Raw genomic sequence first — 18,111 nt, 5'->3', positions numbered from 1 at the left:
ATTAAACAGCGACTGAGGAGATTAGTATGAGTTTTTTTATAAGCGATGCTATGGCTGCAGCCCCAACCACTACACAAGCAGCGCAGCCTGACGGCACGTTTTCGCTGATTATGATCGTTGTCATTTTTGTATTGTTTTATTTTATGTTGATAAGGCCACAAAACAAACGAGCAAAAGAACATCGTGAAATGGTTAATCAATTAAAGAAGGGCGATGAAATTGTAACGTCCGGAGGAATACTGGCTAAGGTTGTTAGCATTGATGAGCAATACATCAAAGTTGCTCTTGCCGAAGGTGTTGAAATTAACTTGCAGCGAGGCGCAGTAAGTACAATTTTGCCTAAAGGCACCATTAAATCCCTTTAAGTTGGCGCAGGGACACGGAAATGCAGAATAAATATCCTCTGTGGAAAAACATTATGCTGATCATCATTGTGGTGCTCGGCTTGATTTATGCTATACCTAATTTGTACAGTGAAGATCCCGCTGTACAAATTTCTTCATCAACCCCTGTTGACATGGAGCAACTCAGTCAACAAGTTCAGACTTTACTCGACGAAGCAAAGCTCAAATATAGTCCGATAATTGTTTCTGGAGACAATCTGGAAATAAGGTTTTCTTCGACTGATACACAATTGCTGGCACGGGATATTATTAAGAATGGTCTTGGTTCAGATTACACAGTTGCGTTAAATTTAGCAGCAGCCACTCCAACCTGGTTAAGCAGAATAGGTGCGGAACCAATGAAGCAAGGTTTGGATCTGCGTGGTGGGGTACATTTTCTTTTGGAAGTGGACGTAGACAGTGTTGTCGGCCGCCGTTTTGAAGGTTTGATGAAAAGCATCGGCCAGGATTTGCGTGAAGCGGGTATTCGTTATACTGGAATTCGTTATGTCGCTGATAAAGGCATTGACGTACGCTTTCGTTCAACTGAAGACATGCAAAATGCAGCTGTCGAGATTAAGGACAAGTTTTCTAATTTGGTCCTGGAAAAATCGAATGCTGCTTATACGATTTCTCTTTCCTTGTCCCCTGCGGAATTAAACTCAATTCGTCAGAATACTATTGAACAAACCATGGGTATTTTACGAAATCGGGTTAATGAACTAGGTGTTGGAGAAGCAGTAGTCCAGCAACAGGGAGCAACAAGAATTGGAGTCGATCTTCCTGGTATCCAGGATGCGGCACGTGCAAAACAAATTCTTGGTGGTACCGCTACTTTGCAATTCCATCTGGTTGATCAGGACAACGATGCACAGATTGCCAAACAAACAGGTGTTATTCCTGTTGATAGCAAACTCTATATGATGGATGGACACCCTATCTTATTGAAGCGCCAGGTGGTACTCAGTGGTGATTCAATTACTAGTGCTGTTTCCAGTTTTGATCAGCAGACAGCTAGCCCTTCCGTACAAATTCAGCTAGGCGGGGGTGGTGAAAGCTTATTTACCAAAATTACTCGGGAAAATATTAATAAGCGTATGGCCATTGTGTTTGTTGAAACCAAGGCAACAACTCAAACAGTGGACGGAGTCAGCAAACGAATTAATCATCGTGAAGAGCGGGTGATTTCGGCACCAGTTATTCAAAATGCTTTGGGTAATAGTTTCCAGATTACTGGGCTGTCAGACAGTAAGGAAGCGAGCAATTTAGCCCTGCTATTACGGGCAGGTGCGCTGCCTGCAGTGATTTATCCCGTAGAGGAACGTACAGTCGGACCTTCATTAGGTAAAGAGAATATTCATCGTGGTATGGTTTCTCTGCAAGTGGGTATGGGTTTAATTTTAGTTTTGATGCTGGTGTACTATCGCTTCTTTGGCCTAGTCGCTAATATTGCATTATTTTTGAACCTGATTTTGCTTAGCGCGCTAATGTCGATTATCGGTGCTACGTTGACTTTGCCTGGAATCGCTGGTTTTGTGTTAACGGTGGGGATGGCCGTTGACGCTAACGTCTTGATCTATGAAAGAATCAGGGAAGAGTTACGCAACGGTTTATCACCTCAGGCAGCTATGTTTGCAGGGTATGAACGGGCTTTTGCAACGATTATCGATGCCAACGTTACCACACTGATTGTGGGTATAGTCTTGTTTGCTATAGGTACTGGGCCTGTTCGTGGTTTTGCAGTGATCTTATGCTTGGGATTGTTGACATCGATGTTAACAAGCATCACCTATACTCGTGCTATCGTAAATTGGTATTACGGTGGACGGAATGTGAAAAAACTGTCAATTGGTATTTGAGGCGAGGCTTAGATGGAATTTTTTAATCCAAATTCAAAAATAGATTTCATGGGGGCCCGCAAGTGGACCGCTCTATTTTCTGCGCTTGTCTTCTTGGTATCGATTGGTGCCTTGTTGATTAACGGGTTGAAATGGGGGCTGGATTTTACTGGTGGAACCCAAATTGAAATTTCTTATCAGCAACCGGCTGATTTAACTGCGATCCGCGACAATTTATACAAGGTGGGCTTTAAGGAAGCTCAGGTAGTTAGCTATGGTACATCCAAGGATGTGTTAATTAGTATCGCGCCCCGGGCTGATCTTGATCAGACTTTGCTTGTTGAGAAAGTGATGCAACAATTACCTGGTGCGACAAAGCAACGAGTTGATTTTGTGGGTCCTCAGGTTGGACAAGAATTAGCTACTAAAGGTGCATTGGCAATCATTGTATCTCTGCTTGCTACCATGATTTATATTGCCATGCGTTTTGAATACCGTTTGGCAGTTAGTTCCGCAGTAGCCTTGGTGCATGATCCGGTACTCATTCTTGGTGTTTTTGCTATGTTTGGTATTGAGTTTGATCTCAAAGCGTTAGCGGGTCTGCTTGCGGTTATTGGTTATTCATTAAACGATACGATCGTTGTTTTTGATCGGGTACGAGAGAATTTTGTTAAGATCCGGCGTGCATCGTCGTTAGAAATAATGAATATTTCTATTAACCAGACGTTATCCCGAACCATCATGACTTCTTTGTTAACTTTGTTTGTTGTGGTTGCTTTATTCGTCTATGGTGGTGAGACAATTCGTGGATTTTCTTTGGCATTAATCATCGGAATAGTTATCGGTACTTATTCTTCAATCTACGTGGCAGGTGCTTTGGCTGTTGCAATGGGTTTGGACAGAAAAGATTTTATGCCAGCGCAACGCAAAGAAATTGATGACAGACCCTAGGGGTAATTGACATTTCTACTATCTTGGCGCTTATGCTTTGATTTTCTGTGCTTCGCTGCTCACATACTTGTATGTATGCTCCGCTGCGATGCTCGAAAATCAAAGCATAAGCACGCAAGCTAGCGAAATGTAAATCACCCCTTAGCGCATTTGAGGCTTGATCTTCTGTGCTTCGCTGCTCACATACTTGTATGTATGCTCCGCTGCGATGCTCGAAAATCAAAGCATAAGCACGCAAGCTAGCGAAATGTAAATCACCCCTTGGCGCATTTGAGGCTTGGTTTTCTGTGCTTCGCTGCTCACATACTTGTATGTATGCTCCGCTGCGATGCTCGAAAATCAAAGCATAAGCACACAAGCTAGCGAAATGTAAGTCACCCCTTGGCGCATTTGAGGCTTGGTTTTCTGTGTTTCACTGCTCACATACTTGTGTGTATGCTCCGCTGCAATGCTCGAAAACCAGGCCATAAACCCGTGTAGGTTGGGCAGTTTGCCCAACAGCGTATGGACCTATAGCGTTAATGCATCAATTTTGGCTGCACAGATAAAATCATTATGTGATAAGCCGTTGAGAGCATGAGTCATGAATCGTACATGGCAATAGTTATAACCAATTTCCAGATCAGGATGATGATTCTCGGTATTCGCTATCCAAGCTATGGCATTAACAAAAGCCATCGTTTCGTAAAAATTTTCGAAGCGGAATGATCGTTTAATTTCTTTGTTATTATCATGAACCTGCCATTTTTTATCGAGTTGTGGCATTAGGTTATGAATCTGCTCAGCAGTTAATGCTTGACCAATCCCTTCACAAGATTCGCAATGTTTTTGACTTAGATCAGTTTTCATGGCCTGGCTCCTTCTTATTTTCAGACAAACAGATAGCGAGTGTATCAAGAAATCGGGTGTTTTGAAGGCTATTACCAATACTTACTCGCAAATGATTAAATAAATTGTAGGGTGCTAACGGGCGTACAATCACTCCTTTTCCAAGTAATCCCTGGTAAATCGGTAGGGCACTAGTTCCGCAATCAAAGGTAATAAAGTTACAACGTGAAGGAAGAGCAGATAAATTGAAGGCTTCCAGACCCTGGCGAATTTGCTCTCTTCCCAGGGCATTTAATTCTACGGTCTGTCTCAGAAATTGCTGATCATCAATTGCGGCATGAGCTGCCGCCAGGGCCGCCTGATTAACTGCAAAAGGAAGTTGCACACGTTGTAATAATTCTGCAATTTCAAGATTGGCAATGGCATAGCCCAAGCGTAGCCCGGCAAGTCCATAGGCTTTGGAAAAAGTGCGGGTGATGACTAAATTGGGGTGGTGTTGCAATAGATTGATACTGGCTTTATCACCCTCAGGGTAAGCATATTCATAATAGGCTTCATCGAGAACAAGAATGGTTGTTGCCGGAATGTTATTCAGTAGCTTTTGAATATAATCCGGGCTGATAAATAGACCTGTAGGATTATTAGGATTTGCAATAAAGATGAGTGCAGTTTGTTGATTACAGGCAGCAATAATTGCATCAATATCGACTTCCCAATTCGATTTCAACCCAATACTACGTACAGGTATTCCCAACGTTTGGGCCTGGATTTGATAGGAAATAAACGCATGATCATGCGTTAACATATGCTTATTATTATGCAAGGCAAAGTTTGTCAATAAGATAGAAAATAAGAGGTCTGAACCATTGCTTAAGGTAAGCATGTCTGCATCAATGCCCAAGTGTTTGCTTAATTTTTGCCGTAAAGGATGGTTGGCCGGTGTGGGATAGGTCGCTATCTGCATGCCAGAGAGTTCGGCCAAGGCCTGTTTTGCCAAAGGACTGCATCCTAACGGATTTTCATTACTGGCAAGTTTAATAATATCTATTAAACCTTGCTCTTTTGCCAATTCCTCGATCGATTTACCCGGCACATAAGGATTAAGTGATTGAATGCCGGAGTGTGGCAATCCGTGATAATCGCAGGACAATGAACTCTCCTTACAAAGTGAAAACTTATCATCTTACCTATTATTTCAAATTGTTTCTATGTTCATCAAACGACTATGTATTAATCGCTTGTTTACTCTTTTTTTAAGTCGTACTCTATACACCGCATAGCAACCTCAGGAATGGAATATGAACGCTTATCAAGGATTTTCCTTGACCGAAGTATTGGTCGCTCTACTTTTACTTACTACGACTTCGCTTACACTTTTGCAGCAACAATGGCAGACCAATCAACGTCTTAATCAAGGGTTGCTGCGTGCACTTGCTTTAATTCAACTTGATAATAATTCGGAAAGAATAATTGCAAGACAAGCTTTGGCAATGGTTAAAGAGCCGTTTCACTGGCAAAAAACAGAAACGAATTCTACTGTTAGATTGCAGATAAGCTGGCCAGTGGCAGTCATCCGCCCGGATTGGTGTCATTTACAACGTCAAATTGTACTGCCATGAAATACGAGCGAGGATTTGGTTTAACGGAAGTGATGATCAGCCTACTGTTGGCCAGTTTAATTATCATTATTTTGTTGCAGCATTATCTAAATTGTAAAAAATTCTATTTGGACGCACAAATTTTGCTTGAACGAGAATTTGAACTGCAGCTGGTTAGCGATTTAATTCGCGATAGTGTAAGAAGGGCCGGATTCACTCCCTGTGTTAATATCAATCGTTTGCAAAGTATTGATAGACGTAATAACAGAACACATTTACTTGCGATTGAAAGGGATGTTGGTAAAAACCGTGCTTTGCACTTGAATCGGATGAGTGAGTATTTTACCCCTGTCTTGCAAGTTATAAATTCTTCCCGTTTATTAATACCTGCCGGACAAGCCTATACAACCAAACACCCTGTTTTGCTGGCTGATTGTTACCATGCTGAAGTTCAGCAGATTTTATCATTGCGACCTACCCTTAAGGGCGTTGAGATGATTTTTTCCCATCCCTTTATCTTTCATTATGTTGAACCGATTTATGTCGGTGAGTGGATTGAGGAAGCATTTTTTATTCAACAAAACCGACAAAAGAAATGGGCATTTTTTTACCGTTATAAGCATGCGGAGGAGTTAACGTCTGTCATTAATAAATTAACCGCTGATATAAATTTTTCGCAGGAAAAAACATTCGTTACAGTCAATTTGGGTTTGGATGACATGCAAAACCTGCCTATTGAAACAACCATTCGCACGCCATGAACCGCGAAGCAGGGATAGTTTTAATTTCTACGATACTGATGTTAGCGCTGTTAGCCTTATTGGTAGTATCGCAGATGCAAACTGTCTTTTTAGTATATAAGTCGCTGAATCGGTTGGTCGACAAACACCAGTCATTTTACCAAATCGAGATGATTGCTCAAAAACTATCGGCTTTTAACACTAATCCGCTGCAAGCCGGTTGCCTTGTTACAGAAAAAGATCCAAATGAAGTACTCACCTTATTAAAAAATGGCAAAGGGTGTTCTCTCTCTTATGAGCAGCAATCGTTTTTCTATTTAATAGAAGAACTTGGTGTCTTTCCTTGTATGCAGACAGTGAAAGAAAAAGGGATATACAGTACACACCATTGGCGGCTTTCTGTTCTGGCAAAGGAGGAACGATTTAATTTCTTACAATTGCGGATTGCCAGGATTGCTCCCTTAATTAGCTGCGAAAATAAGCCTTTGGTTTTTATCCATACAGGTATTATCAGTTGGCGCTATTTAGTCAGTTAATCTGTCAGAAATTATGCTATGGTAACAAGAGTATTTATTTTTTATTAGGGGCTGTTTACCTTTCTCTAGCCTGGGTGATTATGGCTTGATTTTCGAGTATTGCAGCATACAACGTAGTAGGTGAGCAGCGAAGCGCAGAAAGTAAGCCACAACCAAGCTAGAGAAAGGTAAGCAGTCCCTAAGTATTGTTGGAGAAGGATAATGATAGGAAAACCCTGTGTTTGGAAGTTAGGAACACTCGTTTTTTTAATTTTTTATCCTTTGACCTGGGCAAATTCAGCAAGTCTGAGTGCATTTGAGGCATTACAGTTAGGCACAGAAGCTTATATCTATGGTTATCCTTTAGTGACTATGGATTTGACTAAGCGAGTGATGACTAATGCAGTGAAGCCGAACAATGGTCGCGGACCTATGGGGCAATTTATCAATATCAGGCGATTCCCCGATGCTTCATTTAAAGATATTCCAGCACCTAATGCTGATACGCTTTATTCTTTTGCCTGGCTTGATCTCAGTAAAGAACCCTACCTGTTGCATGTACCTAATGAAAATGGGCGTTATTACATTATGCCCTTGTTAAGTGGGTGGACTGAAGTATTTGCTGCTCCAGGCAGCCGAACGACGGGTACAGAAGCACACGATTTTGTTATTGTTGGACCTTATTGGAAAGGGACTGTGCCCGAAGGGTTAGTCGAATTAAAATCACCGACAAACATGGTCTGGATCTTAGGTCGTACCTATAGTACGGGAACCGCTGAGGATTACCATCTTGTTCATAGCCTACAAGATAAATACAGTTTAAAACCTCTTAGCTTCTATGGTAAATCCTATACGCCTCCTACGGGTATCGTTGATCAGAGCATCGATATGAAGACCCCCATACGTCAGCAGGTTAACGCAATGGATGCCGCAACGTATTTTAAGAAATTGGCAGTTCTCCTCAAGGATAACCCTCCTGCAAGTACGGATGCCCCCATGGTTGAGAAACTGGCTAAAATTGGTATTGTTGCAGGCAAGGATTTTGATTTTGCAAAACTTGATCCTCCTGTAGCAATTGCGTTGGAAAATGCTGTAAAGGCTGGACAGTATGAAATTCTGATGCAGAAACTGAAGGCTGCTAAAGATTTGAGAAATGGCTGGATTGTCACAACGCGCACAGGTATTTATGGAACTGACTATAAGCAGCGAGCTCTCCTAACTGCCGCGGGTCTTGGTGCGAATCGTCCGCAAGACGCCATTTATCCGGTAGCAATGACAGACAATAGTGGTCAGACCCTCAATGGTGCTAATCAATATCTGATTCATTTTGACCAGGATGAAACGCCGCCCGTTAATGGGTTTTGGTCCCTAACGATGTATGACGAGCGTTTGTTTTTTGTGGCCAATCCTCTTAACCGTTATACATTAAGCCCCCGTGATAATTTAAAATATAATCAGGATGGCTCTCTTGATCTCTATATTCAACATCAATCTCCTGGCAAAGACAAAGAGTCTAACTGGTTGCCAGCGCCTGAAGGGACTTTCATTTTGATGTTCCGATTTTACTGGCCCAAGCCAGCAATTATTGATGGTCAATGGCAGTTACCAGCAGTGAAAAGAATATAATCTGCTGGAATACAAAACAGGGCAGAATTACCCGATTCAAATCCGGGTAGAGCTTGCGTGCCCTGGTTTTAAACGGAGGGATTCCGTGGGTGAACACGGAATCCTGACGTGAATTGCTTTATTCCTTCTTGACTAACTTATAAGGAATATAAGTAGGTTCCCAGATATGACTTTTAATGCTTTTTTCGATATCGGCATCGGTTAAAAAATCAGCTAAATTGGAATTAACAGCTTCTCTGGCGACAGCTAAGGCTACTTTATAGGAAACTTCCCGCACTTCGGTAAGAGGGGGGAGCAGGTTAGCCTGCGGATCGTGTTTGGCAGGTGAGCAGCTTGCCAGTGCTTTGGCTGCAGCCATGAACATTTTATCAGAGACTTGTTTTGCTTTGACAGCGATCAAGCCAAGACCCATTCCTGGAAAAATATAGACGTTATTGGTTTGATCTACTCGGAAAGGTTTACCATTTTTTATAATGTTGCCAAAAGGGCTGCCAGTGCCAATGACAGCGCGATTATCGGTCCATAACATGAGATCAGTGGGTACCGCTTCGCTATGAGTAATAGGATTAGAAAGAGGCATGATAATGGGTTGGGCAACATGCGCTGCCATTTCGCGAATTAATTCTTCAGTAAAGATCCCAACCTGCCCAGAAACACCCAATAAGGCATTAGGATGCAAATTTTTAATGACATCTTTTAAACTGACCATGTCTTTGCTTTCACACTGCCAATTGGCAATAGCTTGCTTGGATTTTAATAATTTTTGTTGGAAGGGCAGTAAACCTGCCATTCCTTCTACTAGCAAGCCATTGCGATCGATCATATAAATCCGATCCCTTGCTTCTTTTTCGGAAATACCATCATCGATCATGGCATGCACTATCAACTCAGCTATACCACAACCAGCCGATCCTGCACCCACAATCACAATACGTTGTTCGCGTAAGTGGATACCTGTTACTTGTACAGCGGACAAAAGGGTACCGGTAGCAATGGCTGCTGTACCTTGTACATCATCATTGAAGGTACATAACTGTGTACGGTAGGTATCCAAGAGGCGAGTAGCATTTTGCAAGGCAAAATCTTCCCATTGCAAAAGAATATGAGGGAAGCGTTTTTTTAATGCTTTGATAAAAGCCGCGATAAAATCATCGTATTCTTTCCCACGAATTCGTTCATGCCGCCAACCGATATACAAGGGATCTTTCATTAGTTCGGCATTGTTAGTACCCGTATCGAGTAAAATTGGCAGTGTTGCAGAGGGGTGTATTCCAGAGCAGGCACAATACAAAGCAAGTTTACCAATAGGAATCCCCATGCCGCCGGCGCCTTGATCGCCTAAGCCTAAAATACGTTCGCCATCAGATACTACAATAGCTTTTACTTTATCAAAACGCGGATTTGCCAGGATTTGATCAATACGGTCGCGATCAGGATAAGCGATAAAAATACCGCGTGGGCGACGGTAAATGTGGCTAAAATTAATACATGCATCACCCACAATAGGGGTATAAACAATGGGCATCATTTCGGTGATATGCTCATTAAGCAAGCTGTAATAGAGCGTTTCGTTTGAATCCTGCAAGTCGCGTAGATAAATATATTTTTCCAGATCACTGTTTTTATTTTTAAAGGCCGCGTAAGAACGGGCGCGCTGATCAGCAATATGGCTTTCTTCTGGTGGCAAAAGCCCAAATAAATTGAATTCTTCACGCTCTTGCTTGGTAAACCCCGTGCCTTTATTCAGTATGGGATTGGTAATTAGTCGGTAATCAGTAACATAAACCTCACAATAGGGTTTTCCATCCTTATCCAGGCAATGTGAATAGTCCATTGAATCTTCTCCCTTATTAAATGCCGATAGTTCTGGTAGAGCGCCATTAAAATCCTGTGCAGTCTCTTTGTCAGTTCTATTCTTTATAAAAGAATAAACCTTTCTTGCATTTATTTCGAATTATAGAGGGAATATTTTTGTTACTTAATTGGAGGCCTCTGACTTTTTTGGCATGAAATGAGCTTAAAGAAATAAAGTCTTATTTATCTATAAGGACTCAGAGTTCGTTGGTTGGCTATATTCGTAGATAGGCAAAGGACGGTTGTTCAATGAATCGAGAGCGTTTAGCGGCGTTTCCATATTGGCCACACCTTATTACGCTGACAATTATTGTATTGGCTTTTGCCGGCTATCGTTTTTTTGCCTACTATTATACCCGTTCCGATGATGCTTATGTCTCAGCCAATATAATTAACATGGCTTCCCTGGTAGCGGGCCCCATTAGCAAAATTTATGTCTGTGAAAATCAACCTGTAAAAAAAGGGCAGAAGTTAATTGAAATTGATCCCAGGCCTTACAAATATGCGATGGACAAAGCCTGGGCTGAACTTCAGATCGCTAAACTTGATTATGAGAATGAGCGATTAGCGATTAAGGTAGCACACGATAAATTGCAGCAAAATCAGGCCATGCTTGCATTAAGTCGCGATCATTACCAGCGTTACAGTAAATTGCAACAGCGAGGTGATATCCCCGAAATCCGATTAATTAATGTGGAATCCAAAATTCAAGAGCAGGAAGCGATGGTACTTAGTGCGGCTCAAGAATTGCAGATAGCACAACAGAATTTTGATGATAATAAAGTTATAGCCGCAAAGGCAGTTTACGAGAAAGCGCGCTACCTGTATGAGCATACTACGGTTCTTGCGCCAACCGATGGGTACGTGACTAACTTCAATTTACGCCATGGTCAATATATTAGTGTGGGACAAGGTCTATTTGCTGTAGTAGACACTAAACGCTGGTGGGTCGTAACGCGTTACAGAGAAACAGTTATCCGCTTAATTAAACCGGGTGATAAAGCAAAGATTATGCTTGATATGTACCCTGGCAAAGTTTTTCACGGACATGTTGGAAGCATTGGTTGGGGTATTAATCGTGTTCAGTCGGGCAAGGTTGCTCCGTCGACCCTGGTTTACCTGGAGGCAACCGAATATTGGATTAAGATCGCGCAGCGATTTCCAGTACGAATCTATATTGATGATCTGACACCCGAGTATCCTATGCGAATAGGTGCGAGTGCAACCACGATCACTTATCGGTGAGGTGGTAAGGACTTTTTAAATTGATCACGCCAAAAACGATAGAAAATAGAGCTGCATTACGAACCGCCATTGCAACGGTCGTTGCCGTCTTGATCGCCTTTATGCTGCATTTGGACAAACCTTATTGGGCTGGGATGACTGTTGTTATTCTTGCCAATTTATATACGGGTAGCATTATTGATAAAGCAATTCTGCGTATCCTGGGTACTGTATTTGGTGTCTGGCTTGGTTTCTTTTTTGCCGGTTTTGTTGCGAATAGTTTGTTTCTTTATTTGTTGATGAATTTCATGCTGGTTGCAATTGGTGTCTATTACTATAACTTTAGCTCCCATGCATATGCCTATCTCCTGGGGGCAATCGGGGCTTTTTTAGTCATAGCTCAATTAGCGATGGCTCCTCAAGAAGCCTTTTTTGTAGCAGTCTGGAGGCCCATTGAGATTGGTTTAGGCGTGCTGGTTTCGGCAGCCGCTGCTTTTTGTCTTTTTCCAAATAATATCAGTGAGCATGCTTTAAAGGATATCGATGCAATTTTTACGGAACTTGAAAATGTATTGGAAGGCTTAAAAACCAATCTATTAACTGGCGAGTTTGATTTTACAGAAATTAAAAACAGTAATTTGCAATTGAAAAGAAAGCTAAAAAAATCAACCGAAATAATCGATTTTATGCGGCGTGAACTAGGTGTCAAAAAGGAGAAAATAGACCAGATCCGAGTGTTAATTGATCTTTTCTTAAATTTAAGTCGGACTATTTCCTTTTTTATTTCTTCGTATGAAAGGGAAGTTGGGCGGGAATGGGCTGCTGATCTGTATCAGCCCGTCGCCGAGGTATTTACTGCCGTGCAACATGATTTAGACGTATTACGCAAAGCATTCTTTTCTGTTGCGGAAAACGACCGGACTATACAAATTGATGGCGCGATGGCAGTTTTAAAGCAAACAATAACATCTGAAACAGATGAATCACTGGTAAAAATAAAACATTACTATCAAATCGAACCTTTGCTGCAGCAAATCAATACTGTCATAACCAGTTTAAGTACGATTTTAATCAGTGGACAGAATTTGGAAGTAAAAGAGGATCGATTAATTAGTTTCAAACAGCAATTGCGTCATGATCCCGATATTATCAAGCACAGTATTAAAGCTGGTTTAGCCGCTGTACTTGCCCTTAGTTTCTGGCTAGTGAGTAATTGGCCTGGAGGGTTGAATGGAATTATCAGTAGCATTGTTATTTCGATCAGAAGAAATCTGTTTGACATGAAAAACATTAGTTTTCATCGCATTCTAGGCTGTTTATCTGGCGGAGGTGTGGCTTTATTTCCCCTCGCTTTTTTTTCCATGAATTTATATGACTTGATTCTTGTTTTATTTTTTGCGGTCTGGGGCTTTAGTTATTTTGCTTTTAAGTACACGAAATATGCTTATATTGGTTTACAAGCAAATATTGCTTTAGTTATCTCCCTGGCACAGGCGGGAGGTCCTCCTACTGATTTGGCTCCCCCTTTGGAGCGTCTGGGAGGAATTTTTATTGGTATCACTGCCAGTTTCCTGGTAGCTAATATTTTATGGCGTACTGATCTTCTGAACATGGCATTTGGACATGTAAGGAAGTTATTCCGCTATGTTAGATATAACATGATTGAATTACTCAGTGTAAAAAAGGAAAAAGAAAAACTCTACGATCTCGCTAATTTATTTTGGGTGTCGCGCGGTTTATTAGAATCCTTCAATGAAGAACAGCTAAGTCCCAAAAAGCAAAAAAAGTTAATAGAGGCGAAAAGGAAGTTTGCCCAATTAGCGCTTATTCAAGCGACAATTAGTCTTATTCATCGAAGTATTGATCAGGAAAAAGCACATAACACCGCTGTTTCATTGGGTATTAACCTGGATACTTTAGAACAAATGGTCAAGACTCTGTACGATACAAAACAACCTGATAAGAGGCAGATGTTCAAATCACAGATAGAAGCGCAGTTAGCCCAAATTGAGCCTGTTATTTATTCCGTAAAAGCCACCGATATCGATTTGGATAATTGTATTGCCTATGTTAATGCATTAACCCAATTGGCTATGTTACGTATTGATTTATAGGGAACCAGCCAATAAATCTATCCTTTATAAGGACCGCAGCGCGGTCCAAATGGAGTTAAGAATTCACTAAATGTGTCCGAAATAAGAGAAGATTAACTGGCTAACTGGTTTCGGATGCATTGATCGTTATGGGCAAATCCATCGATTACTAACCGGGTGGCTGATGAGACAATATCGTTTCGTTGAATGGCTTCTTTATTATTATTTGTATAATAGACAGCTATAACAACAGGAGAGCACTGAGGAGGCCAAATAACACCAATGTCATTCGTTGTTCCATAATACATGCCGGTTCCTGTTTTATCTCCAACAATCCAGCCCTTCGGTACGCCTGCTCTTATACGTTTATCACCCGTGGTGTTGCTTTTTAACCAGGATAATAAAAGTTCATGCTGGGGCTTGGCTAAAACGTTATTTAAAGCCAATTGCTGTAAACTTTGGGCCATCGCCTTGGGTGTAGAGCTATCATAGACATTATTCGGCCCCCCAGACATCGCTTCTTCTGGCCATCCATTGTCCTGCCGGAATGTATCGTTATGGATAGAACGGGCAAAATCGTTAATTTTTTCAAGCCCCCCCAGTTTTTTTACCAGCAGGTTCATCGCAGTATTATCACTATAGCTGATGGATGCCGCGCATAATTCAGCGACAGTCATTCCTGTATTGAGATGTTTTTCAGCAATCGGAGCCCAATTGGTCAAATCTTTTTTTGTATAGGATATTCTTTGTGACAAGAGAGTCGGGTCACTCATACTTTTTTTAAGGATAGCGGCAACCCCCATTACCTTGGAGGTGCACCCCATAGGAAATCGTTGATTAGCACGATAATGTATTTTTTGGCCATTGGCTGTGTTAATGGCATAAATACCTATTTTTCCGCCTGAAGAGGCTTCCAGTTTTGCCAGTTTTTCTTGAATTAAAGGGGGAGTTATCTCTTCTGCTGCATTGGCTGGCGTTACAGTAAAAAATAAACTACCGGCAATAATCCATGAGAATAAATAATTAGCTGAAAGGGGGTTCATAGTAGTGGTTCTCTTAAAAAAATAAATGTTTAAGGACGTTATGCAGCGAGCTTTGCATTGTTTGCTCATCTTGCGCGTCATTATAGCAAGTAAGTAAAACCAATGGATAGTAAATTAGAGTGGAGTTTACCGGCTAGGTGTCCAGCGTCTGTTCCAGGTAAAACCAGTATCAAATACTGCCAAAGCAACAAACGATTAAATGGAAAAGCGCTGTCGATTGGATAAGGGACCAGGGTAAATAAAACCCTGGTTATGCTATGCTCTGTCAAGACTATGCTGGTTTGGGATTTGGCGAAACAGCTGTTTTTGCGCGCAACCCAGGATCCTGATTGAGCTCATTAAGATAATGATTTAACTTAAAAATCCACTCAATCGCCATTACCGGCGTTTCGAAAAATCGGGAATCAAAAAAATGTTTCGAGTAATCAGGTAATTTTTTAATAGCTTTGCGGGTTGTTTCTGAAAGTCCTGCCATAACACATTCTTTAACAGCGCGTGCGCAATTTTGACCGAATAAGTCATACTTATAGTTCGGATCATGTAAGATTCGTTCCATCTTTTTTAAGATAGCTATTTCATCAAGAAAATAAGGTTGGCCACATTCTCTGGTGGGAAGCGATACTTTATGGTCAGGACTTAAGCCTTCAGTCACTTCACTATTTTCGAGTTCAAGCTCAATTTGCTCTTTTTCTTGTTTTAAGTCGTGTAGTTCTTTTTTTATGTTTTCATACTGCTTTAGCAGTTCATTTATTCTATGCTCTTCTTTTTCAAGATCACGAAGCTTGTTAATTGCGTCAGTGATTTGAGTTTGTAATGCCAATAACTCTTGTGCATCTTCGTTTTCAGGGTAGCGTTGAAAATAAAGCCTAAGATGACGTCTTACCTTAATACTATCGGGTTCGTCGTCATAAAGTGTATTGATTTTATTAAACTCGGAAGTTAATTGACGATACTCTTCAATATAGGCATAAATTTTCGGCATATCAGCGTTTAGCAATAAATTATGGAATTCCAATTTTAATTGCTTAAGTTCTTTCTCCAATTCTTGTTTTTCTTGGGCTGCAGAAAGACCGTCGTCTGCTTTTTTTACTCCTGGCCTGGATAAGAGATTAACCACATTGGGGGTGGTTTGTGGCAGTAATTTTCTTCTCGCTTCTAATTTTTTTTCCATAGCGGTTTGTGGCGCCCGCCCTTTTTTTTCGAGTTCGGATCGCATTTCTTGTTTTTGTTTTTCAAGTTCAGCTATCCGTTGATCCACTGCTTGCTGTTTTTGTGATAGTTCTGAAGGTTCAAATTCACTGCCTCGGTGATGTTCAATAACGCGTTTTGAATGGGGCGACTCATCCGAAGAATCTGACCATTCCCCCCGCATATCCATTTGAACCTTCTCACTAAAAAGGGACTTAACTTTTCCACCTACTCTGAAGAAGCTTTGAACAGCGCGTAATTTTGTAATACCTTCGTCGCCAGGCCATAGACTTAAGAAAGCGCTGATACCTTTTAGTTTTTTTCCTCGCTTATAAAACCCAAGCTCATTGGGATCACCAGTTTTGACTGATTCATAAATTGGCATAGCCTGGTGGAATTTAAGTTGCTTAAATTTTTTATCAATTTCACTTAGGTCGTGTTTATTTTCATAAAGCGTCACCGCCAGGCTCATATGCCCCACATTGCCGCCCTGAACCACTGCTTTCGCAATGCCTTTTAATGATCCGTGTATGTCTTTTTTGTTTTTATTTCGTGGATTCCAAACGTAAAGCTCAAGCATTATTTACCAGGTAAAAAATTAATTCTTTTAAATTATAGGAGAGGATTATTAACAGACTCTTAAATTTAGCGATGTGGTGAAAAAATAGCCGAAGTGGCAAGTTAAAGTCATGTGGTCGCGCCTTTTCGGCTGGTCATGCTTCGCTATGATCCAATGGCGTTGTTAGGCCGAAACGCCTCTGACGGCCCCCTGGTTTTTGTATATTTAACGTTAAAAACAGAGTATTTCTTTTGAAAGTTTTATTTGTCTTTGCCAGGTTTATGACAAATATTTTTATTTGGTATAAAAGTCACATAAGGATCGTTATCAGTTAAATGAAATTGCATCACATATTGATTCATAAAGGAGGAACCTAAAATCATAGCCGGAAAATACTTCATCCTTTCTCTTTGTTTCGCATTACGCCAAGCAGTTGGATGAGGTGGTAATGAACGGATAAAAACCAGGCGGGCTGAATCATTGCCACAACCAGCCTTATTCACATAAATGTCAGGTTCCAAATCTAATAAATAATAAGAAGAAGGATCGTCCTTCCTCTGAAAACCGATTTTGATTTTAGGTAGTGATCTGAAGTCTAGATCTGTTAATGGGACACAGTAGTTGTTCTTCCAAAAAGGCTCTCCCAGAGCCTGATTTTTTTTGCCAGCATGCTCAAAGATATATTTTAAAATTTGGCTATGGAGATTTTCATTAAGAATAACATAACCTCCTGTGCCAGTATCCAGTACAGCAGCAACAAAAGGAAGCACTGGTTTAGCGATCTGATTGCCTTTGTCATCAAAAAATCCGGAACTTTGTATTTCATAATAATTTTTATGGGTCATAGGGCTTTCATAATTTTGATGATCAGTGACATTCTTGATGTATTCCGGACCTATCTCTATATAGCTATCTGCATCCTCTCCACACAATACAAACGTGATGACTCGATGCAGATTATGATACTTGTGAACATTTTTAACAAAAGTTTGGGCATTGGGAATGATTGAAATATTCTCTTTCAGTAGCCCAAGAATATTGGAGGGTTGTGTACTATCCTCAATAACAAATATTTGCATTTCAGGAATAATAGGATTTTTATGCTTGTACCCCTGAATTTGTGCATAAAATTCAATAACACGGTCAGTTGCAGATCCATATTTCAATACATATTTTGAGCTAGTGGATGAAGGTTTCAGTGCATTGATTTCAACAAAGCCTTTAGTCAATGGGTTATCACAATGGGAACAGATTTTTTTTTCAGGAATAACTACTAGAGTAGAGCTTCCAGTATCAACTATTACTTCAATTGAATGGGGCGGATTACCTATTAGCACAGGCATGGTATAAATTCCGTGCTCAACTTTATAACTAACCGGAAATTTATAACTTTCTTGTTTTTCATTTTGAGCAAAGATGAACGAGGACAGGGTAATTGTTGTAATGAAACCTATTATTCTAATTACTATTAGCTTCATACCATTTATCCCTGGTTCTTTGCACATAGATGAAATTATATCTTTGTGACTTGTTTCATGGTTTGTTGACAATTTTGCTATATTGGCGAAGAAACATCTCAGTATTTAGTCTGAATCAGGATGCTTCCCTTGGGTGATCAAAATCAATGTGTATCACTCAAACTAGCAAATTGTAAACCTTGGTTTCAAATAA

The 18,111-nt window shown here is 40.7% G+C and carries 15 protein-coding genes; 9 read left to right on the top strand and 6 right to left on the bottom strand.

Annotation, left to right across the window (positions count from 1 at the left end; all coding sequences use genetic code 11):
- The first annotated feature begins 26 nt into the window (after nucleotides 1-26).
- From yajC to secF, 3 genes are read left to right on the top strand one after another with little or no spacing between them, the layout of a single operon-like run.
- Nucleotides 27-365, top strand: a complete 339-nt coding sequence (gene yajC, locus Lfee_RS07090) for a preprotein translocase subunit YajC (protein WP_058445302.1) — start codon at nucleotides 27-29, stop codon at nucleotides 363-365.
- Nucleotides 366-385: 20 nt separating this feature from the next.
- Nucleotides 386-2,242 carry a protein translocase subunit SecD gene (gene secD / locus Lfee_RS07085; protein WP_058445300.1) on the top strand — a complete coding sequence of 619 codons (1,857 nt, stop codon included), beginning with the start codon at nucleotides 386-388 and terminating at the stop codon, nucleotides 2,240-2,242.
- Nucleotides 2,243-2,254: 12 nt separating this feature from the next.
- Nucleotides 2,255-3,172, top strand: a complete 918-nt coding sequence (gene secF / locus Lfee_RS07080; protein ID WP_058445299.1) for a protein translocase subunit SecF — start codon at nucleotides 2,255-2,257, stop codon at nucleotides 3,170-3,172.
- A 510-nt stretch (nucleotides 3,173-3,682) separates the two neighbouring features.
- Here secF and Lfee_RS07070 read toward each other — a convergent pair.
- Entirely contained in the window at nucleotides 3,683-4,021 is a 339-nt protein-coding gene (locus tag Lfee_RS07070) for a 4a-hydroxytetrahydrobiopterin dehydratase (RefSeq protein WP_058445297.1), read from the bottom strand.
- Entirely contained in the window at nucleotides 4,011-5,150 is a 1,140-nt protein-coding gene (gene hisC / locus Lfee_RS07065) for a histidinol-phosphate transaminase (protein WP_058445295.1), read from the bottom strand. Before hisC ends, Lfee_RS07070 begins: the two co-directional genes overlap by 11 nt.
- Before the next feature lie 148 nt (nucleotides 5,151-5,298).
- On the opposite strand from hisC, the gene Lfee_RS07060 reads away from it, so the two are divergent.
- From Lfee_RS07060 to Lfee_RS07045, 4 genes are all read left to right on the top strand, one after another.
- Nucleotides 5,299-5,619 carry a prepilin-type N-terminal cleavage/methylation domain-containing protein gene (locus tag Lfee_RS07060; protein ID WP_058445293.1) on the top strand — a complete coding sequence of 107 codons (321 nt, stop codon included), beginning with the start codon at nucleotides 5,299-5,301 and terminating at the stop codon, nucleotides 5,617-5,619.
- The gene (locus Lfee_RS07055) at nucleotides 5,616-6,359 is read left to right on the top strand and encodes a hypothetical protein (protein WP_058445291.1); all 744 of its coding nucleotides are present in this window, start codon (nucleotides 5,616-5,618) and stop codon (nucleotides 6,357-6,359) included. The genes Lfee_RS07060 and Lfee_RS07055 overlap by 4 nt, the downstream gene beginning before the upstream one ends.
- Complete coding sequence (locus Lfee_RS07050; RefSeq protein WP_058445289.1) at nucleotides 6,356-6,874, top strand: hypothetical protein; 519 nt, start codon at nucleotides 6,356-6,358, stop codon at nucleotides 6,872-6,874. Before Lfee_RS07055 ends, Lfee_RS07050 begins: the two co-directional genes overlap by 4 nt.
- Nucleotides 6,875-7,075: 201 nt before the next feature.
- Nucleotides 7,076-8,479, top strand: a complete 1,404-nt coding sequence (locus Lfee_RS07045) for a DUF1254 domain-containing protein (protein WP_058445287.1) — start codon at nucleotides 7,076-7,078, stop codon at nucleotides 8,477-8,479.
- A gap of 118 nt (nucleotides 8,480-8,597) precedes the next feature.
- Here Lfee_RS07045 and Lfee_RS07040 read toward each other — a convergent pair whose 3' ends face one another.
- Nucleotides 8,598-10,313 carry an NAD-dependent malic enzyme gene (locus Lfee_RS07040; protein ID WP_058445285.1) on the bottom strand — a complete coding sequence of 572 codons (1,716 nt, stop codon included), beginning with the start codon at nucleotides 10,311-10,313 and terminating at the stop codon, nucleotides 8,598-8,600.
- Nucleotides 10,314-10,582: 269 nt separating this feature from the next.
- Between Lfee_RS07040 and Lfee_RS07035 the strand changes: the two genes are divergently transcribed.
- Both Lfee_RS07035 and Lfee_RS07030 read left to right on the top strand, forming a co-directional pair.
- On the top strand, nucleotides 10,583-11,578 hold the full coding sequence (locus Lfee_RS07035; protein WP_058445283.1) for an HlyD family secretion protein: 996 nt from the start codon (nucleotides 10,583-10,585) through the stop codon (nucleotides 11,576-11,578).
- A gap of 20 nt (nucleotides 11,579-11,598) precedes the next feature.
- Nucleotides 11,599-13,671, top strand: a complete 2,073-nt coding sequence (locus Lfee_RS07030) for an FUSC family protein (protein ID WP_058445281.1) — start codon at nucleotides 11,599-11,601, stop codon at nucleotides 13,669-13,671.
- A gap of 92 nt (nucleotides 13,672-13,763) precedes the next feature.
- Here Lfee_RS07030 and bla read toward each other — a convergent pair whose 3' ends face one another.
- From bla to Lfee_RS07015, 3 genes are all read right to left on the bottom strand, one after another.
- Nucleotides 13,764-14,693, bottom strand: coding sequence for a class A beta-lactamase (gene bla, locus Lfee_RS07025; protein WP_064088310.1), 930 nt, complete (start codon nucleotides 14,691-14,693; stop codon nucleotides 13,764-13,766).
- Between the two features lie 271 nt (nucleotides 14,694-14,964).
- Nucleotides 14,965-16,461, bottom strand: coding sequence for a hypothetical protein (locus tag Lfee_RS07020; protein WP_058445279.1), 1,497 nt, complete (start codon nucleotides 16,459-16,461; stop codon nucleotides 14,965-14,967).
- 239 nt (nucleotides 16,462-16,700) lie between these two features.
- A complete protein-coding gene (locus Lfee_RS07015) occupies nucleotides 16,701-17,918 on the bottom strand; it encodes a pepsin-like aspartyl protease (RefSeq protein WP_058445277.1) in 1,218 nt (405 codons plus the stop codon).
- Nucleotides 17,919-18,111 lie beyond the last annotated feature (193 nt).

Origin of the sequence: Legionella feeleii, assembly GCF_001467625.1 — a bacterium.
GTDB classification, from domain to species: Bacteria; Pseudomonadota; Gammaproteobacteria; order Legionellales; family Legionellaceae; genus Tatlockia; species Tatlockia feeleii.
This window is presented reverse-complemented; position numbering and strand designations above follow the sequence as displayed.

What these genes read in the sequence shown, in the direction of transcription:
- yajC (WP_058445302.1), top strand. Translation starts at nt 27, where the DNA reads ATGAGTTTTTTTATAAGCGATGCTATGGCTGCAGCCCCAACCACTACA.
- secD (WP_058445300.1), top strand. Translation starts at nt 386, where the DNA reads ATGCAGAATAAATATCCTCTGTGGAAAAACATTATGCTGATCATCATT.
- secF (WP_058445299.1), top strand. Translation starts at nt 2,255, where the DNA reads ATGGAATTTTTTAATCCAAATTCAAAAATAGATTTCATGGGGGCCCGC.
- Lfee_RS07070 (WP_058445297.1), bottom strand. Translation starts at nt 4,021, where the DNA reads ATGAAAACTGATCTAAGTCAAAAACATTGCGAATCTTGTGAAGGGATT.
- Lfee_RS07060 (WP_058445293.1), top strand. Translation starts at nt 5,299, where the DNA reads ATGAACGCTTATCAAGGATTTTCCTTGACCGAAGTATTGGTCGCTCTA.
- Lfee_RS07055 (WP_058445291.1), top strand. Translation starts at nt 5,616, where the DNA reads ATGAAATACGAGCGAGGATTTGGTTTAACGGAAGTGATGATCAGCCTA.
- Lfee_RS07050 (WP_058445289.1), top strand. Translation starts at nt 6,356, where the DNA reads ATGAACCGCGAAGCAGGGATAGTTTTAATTTCTACGATACTGATGTTA.
- Lfee_RS07045 (WP_058445287.1), top strand. Translation starts at nt 7,076, where the DNA reads ATGATAGGAAAACCCTGTGTTTGGAAGTTAGGAACACTCGTTTTTTTA.
- Lfee_RS07040 (WP_058445285.1), bottom strand. Translation starts at nt 10,313, where the DNA reads ATGGACTATTCACATTGCCTGGATAAGGATGGAAAACCCTATTGTGAG.
- Lfee_RS07035 (WP_058445283.1), top strand. Translation starts at nt 10,583, where the DNA reads ATGAATCGAGAGCGTTTAGCGGCGTTTCCATATTGGCCACACCTTATT.
- bla (WP_064088310.1), bottom strand. Translation starts at nt 14,693, where the DNA reads ATGAACCCCCTTTCAGCTAATTATTTATTCTCATGGATTATTGCCGGT.
- Lfee_RS07020 (WP_058445279.1), bottom strand. Translation starts at nt 16,461, where the DNA reads ATGCTTGAGCTTTACGTTTGGAATCCACGAAATAAAAACAAAAAAGAC.
- Lfee_RS07015 (WP_058445277.1), bottom strand. Translation starts at nt 17,918, where the DNA reads ATGAAGCTAATAGTAATTAGAATAATAGGTTTCATTACAACAATTACC.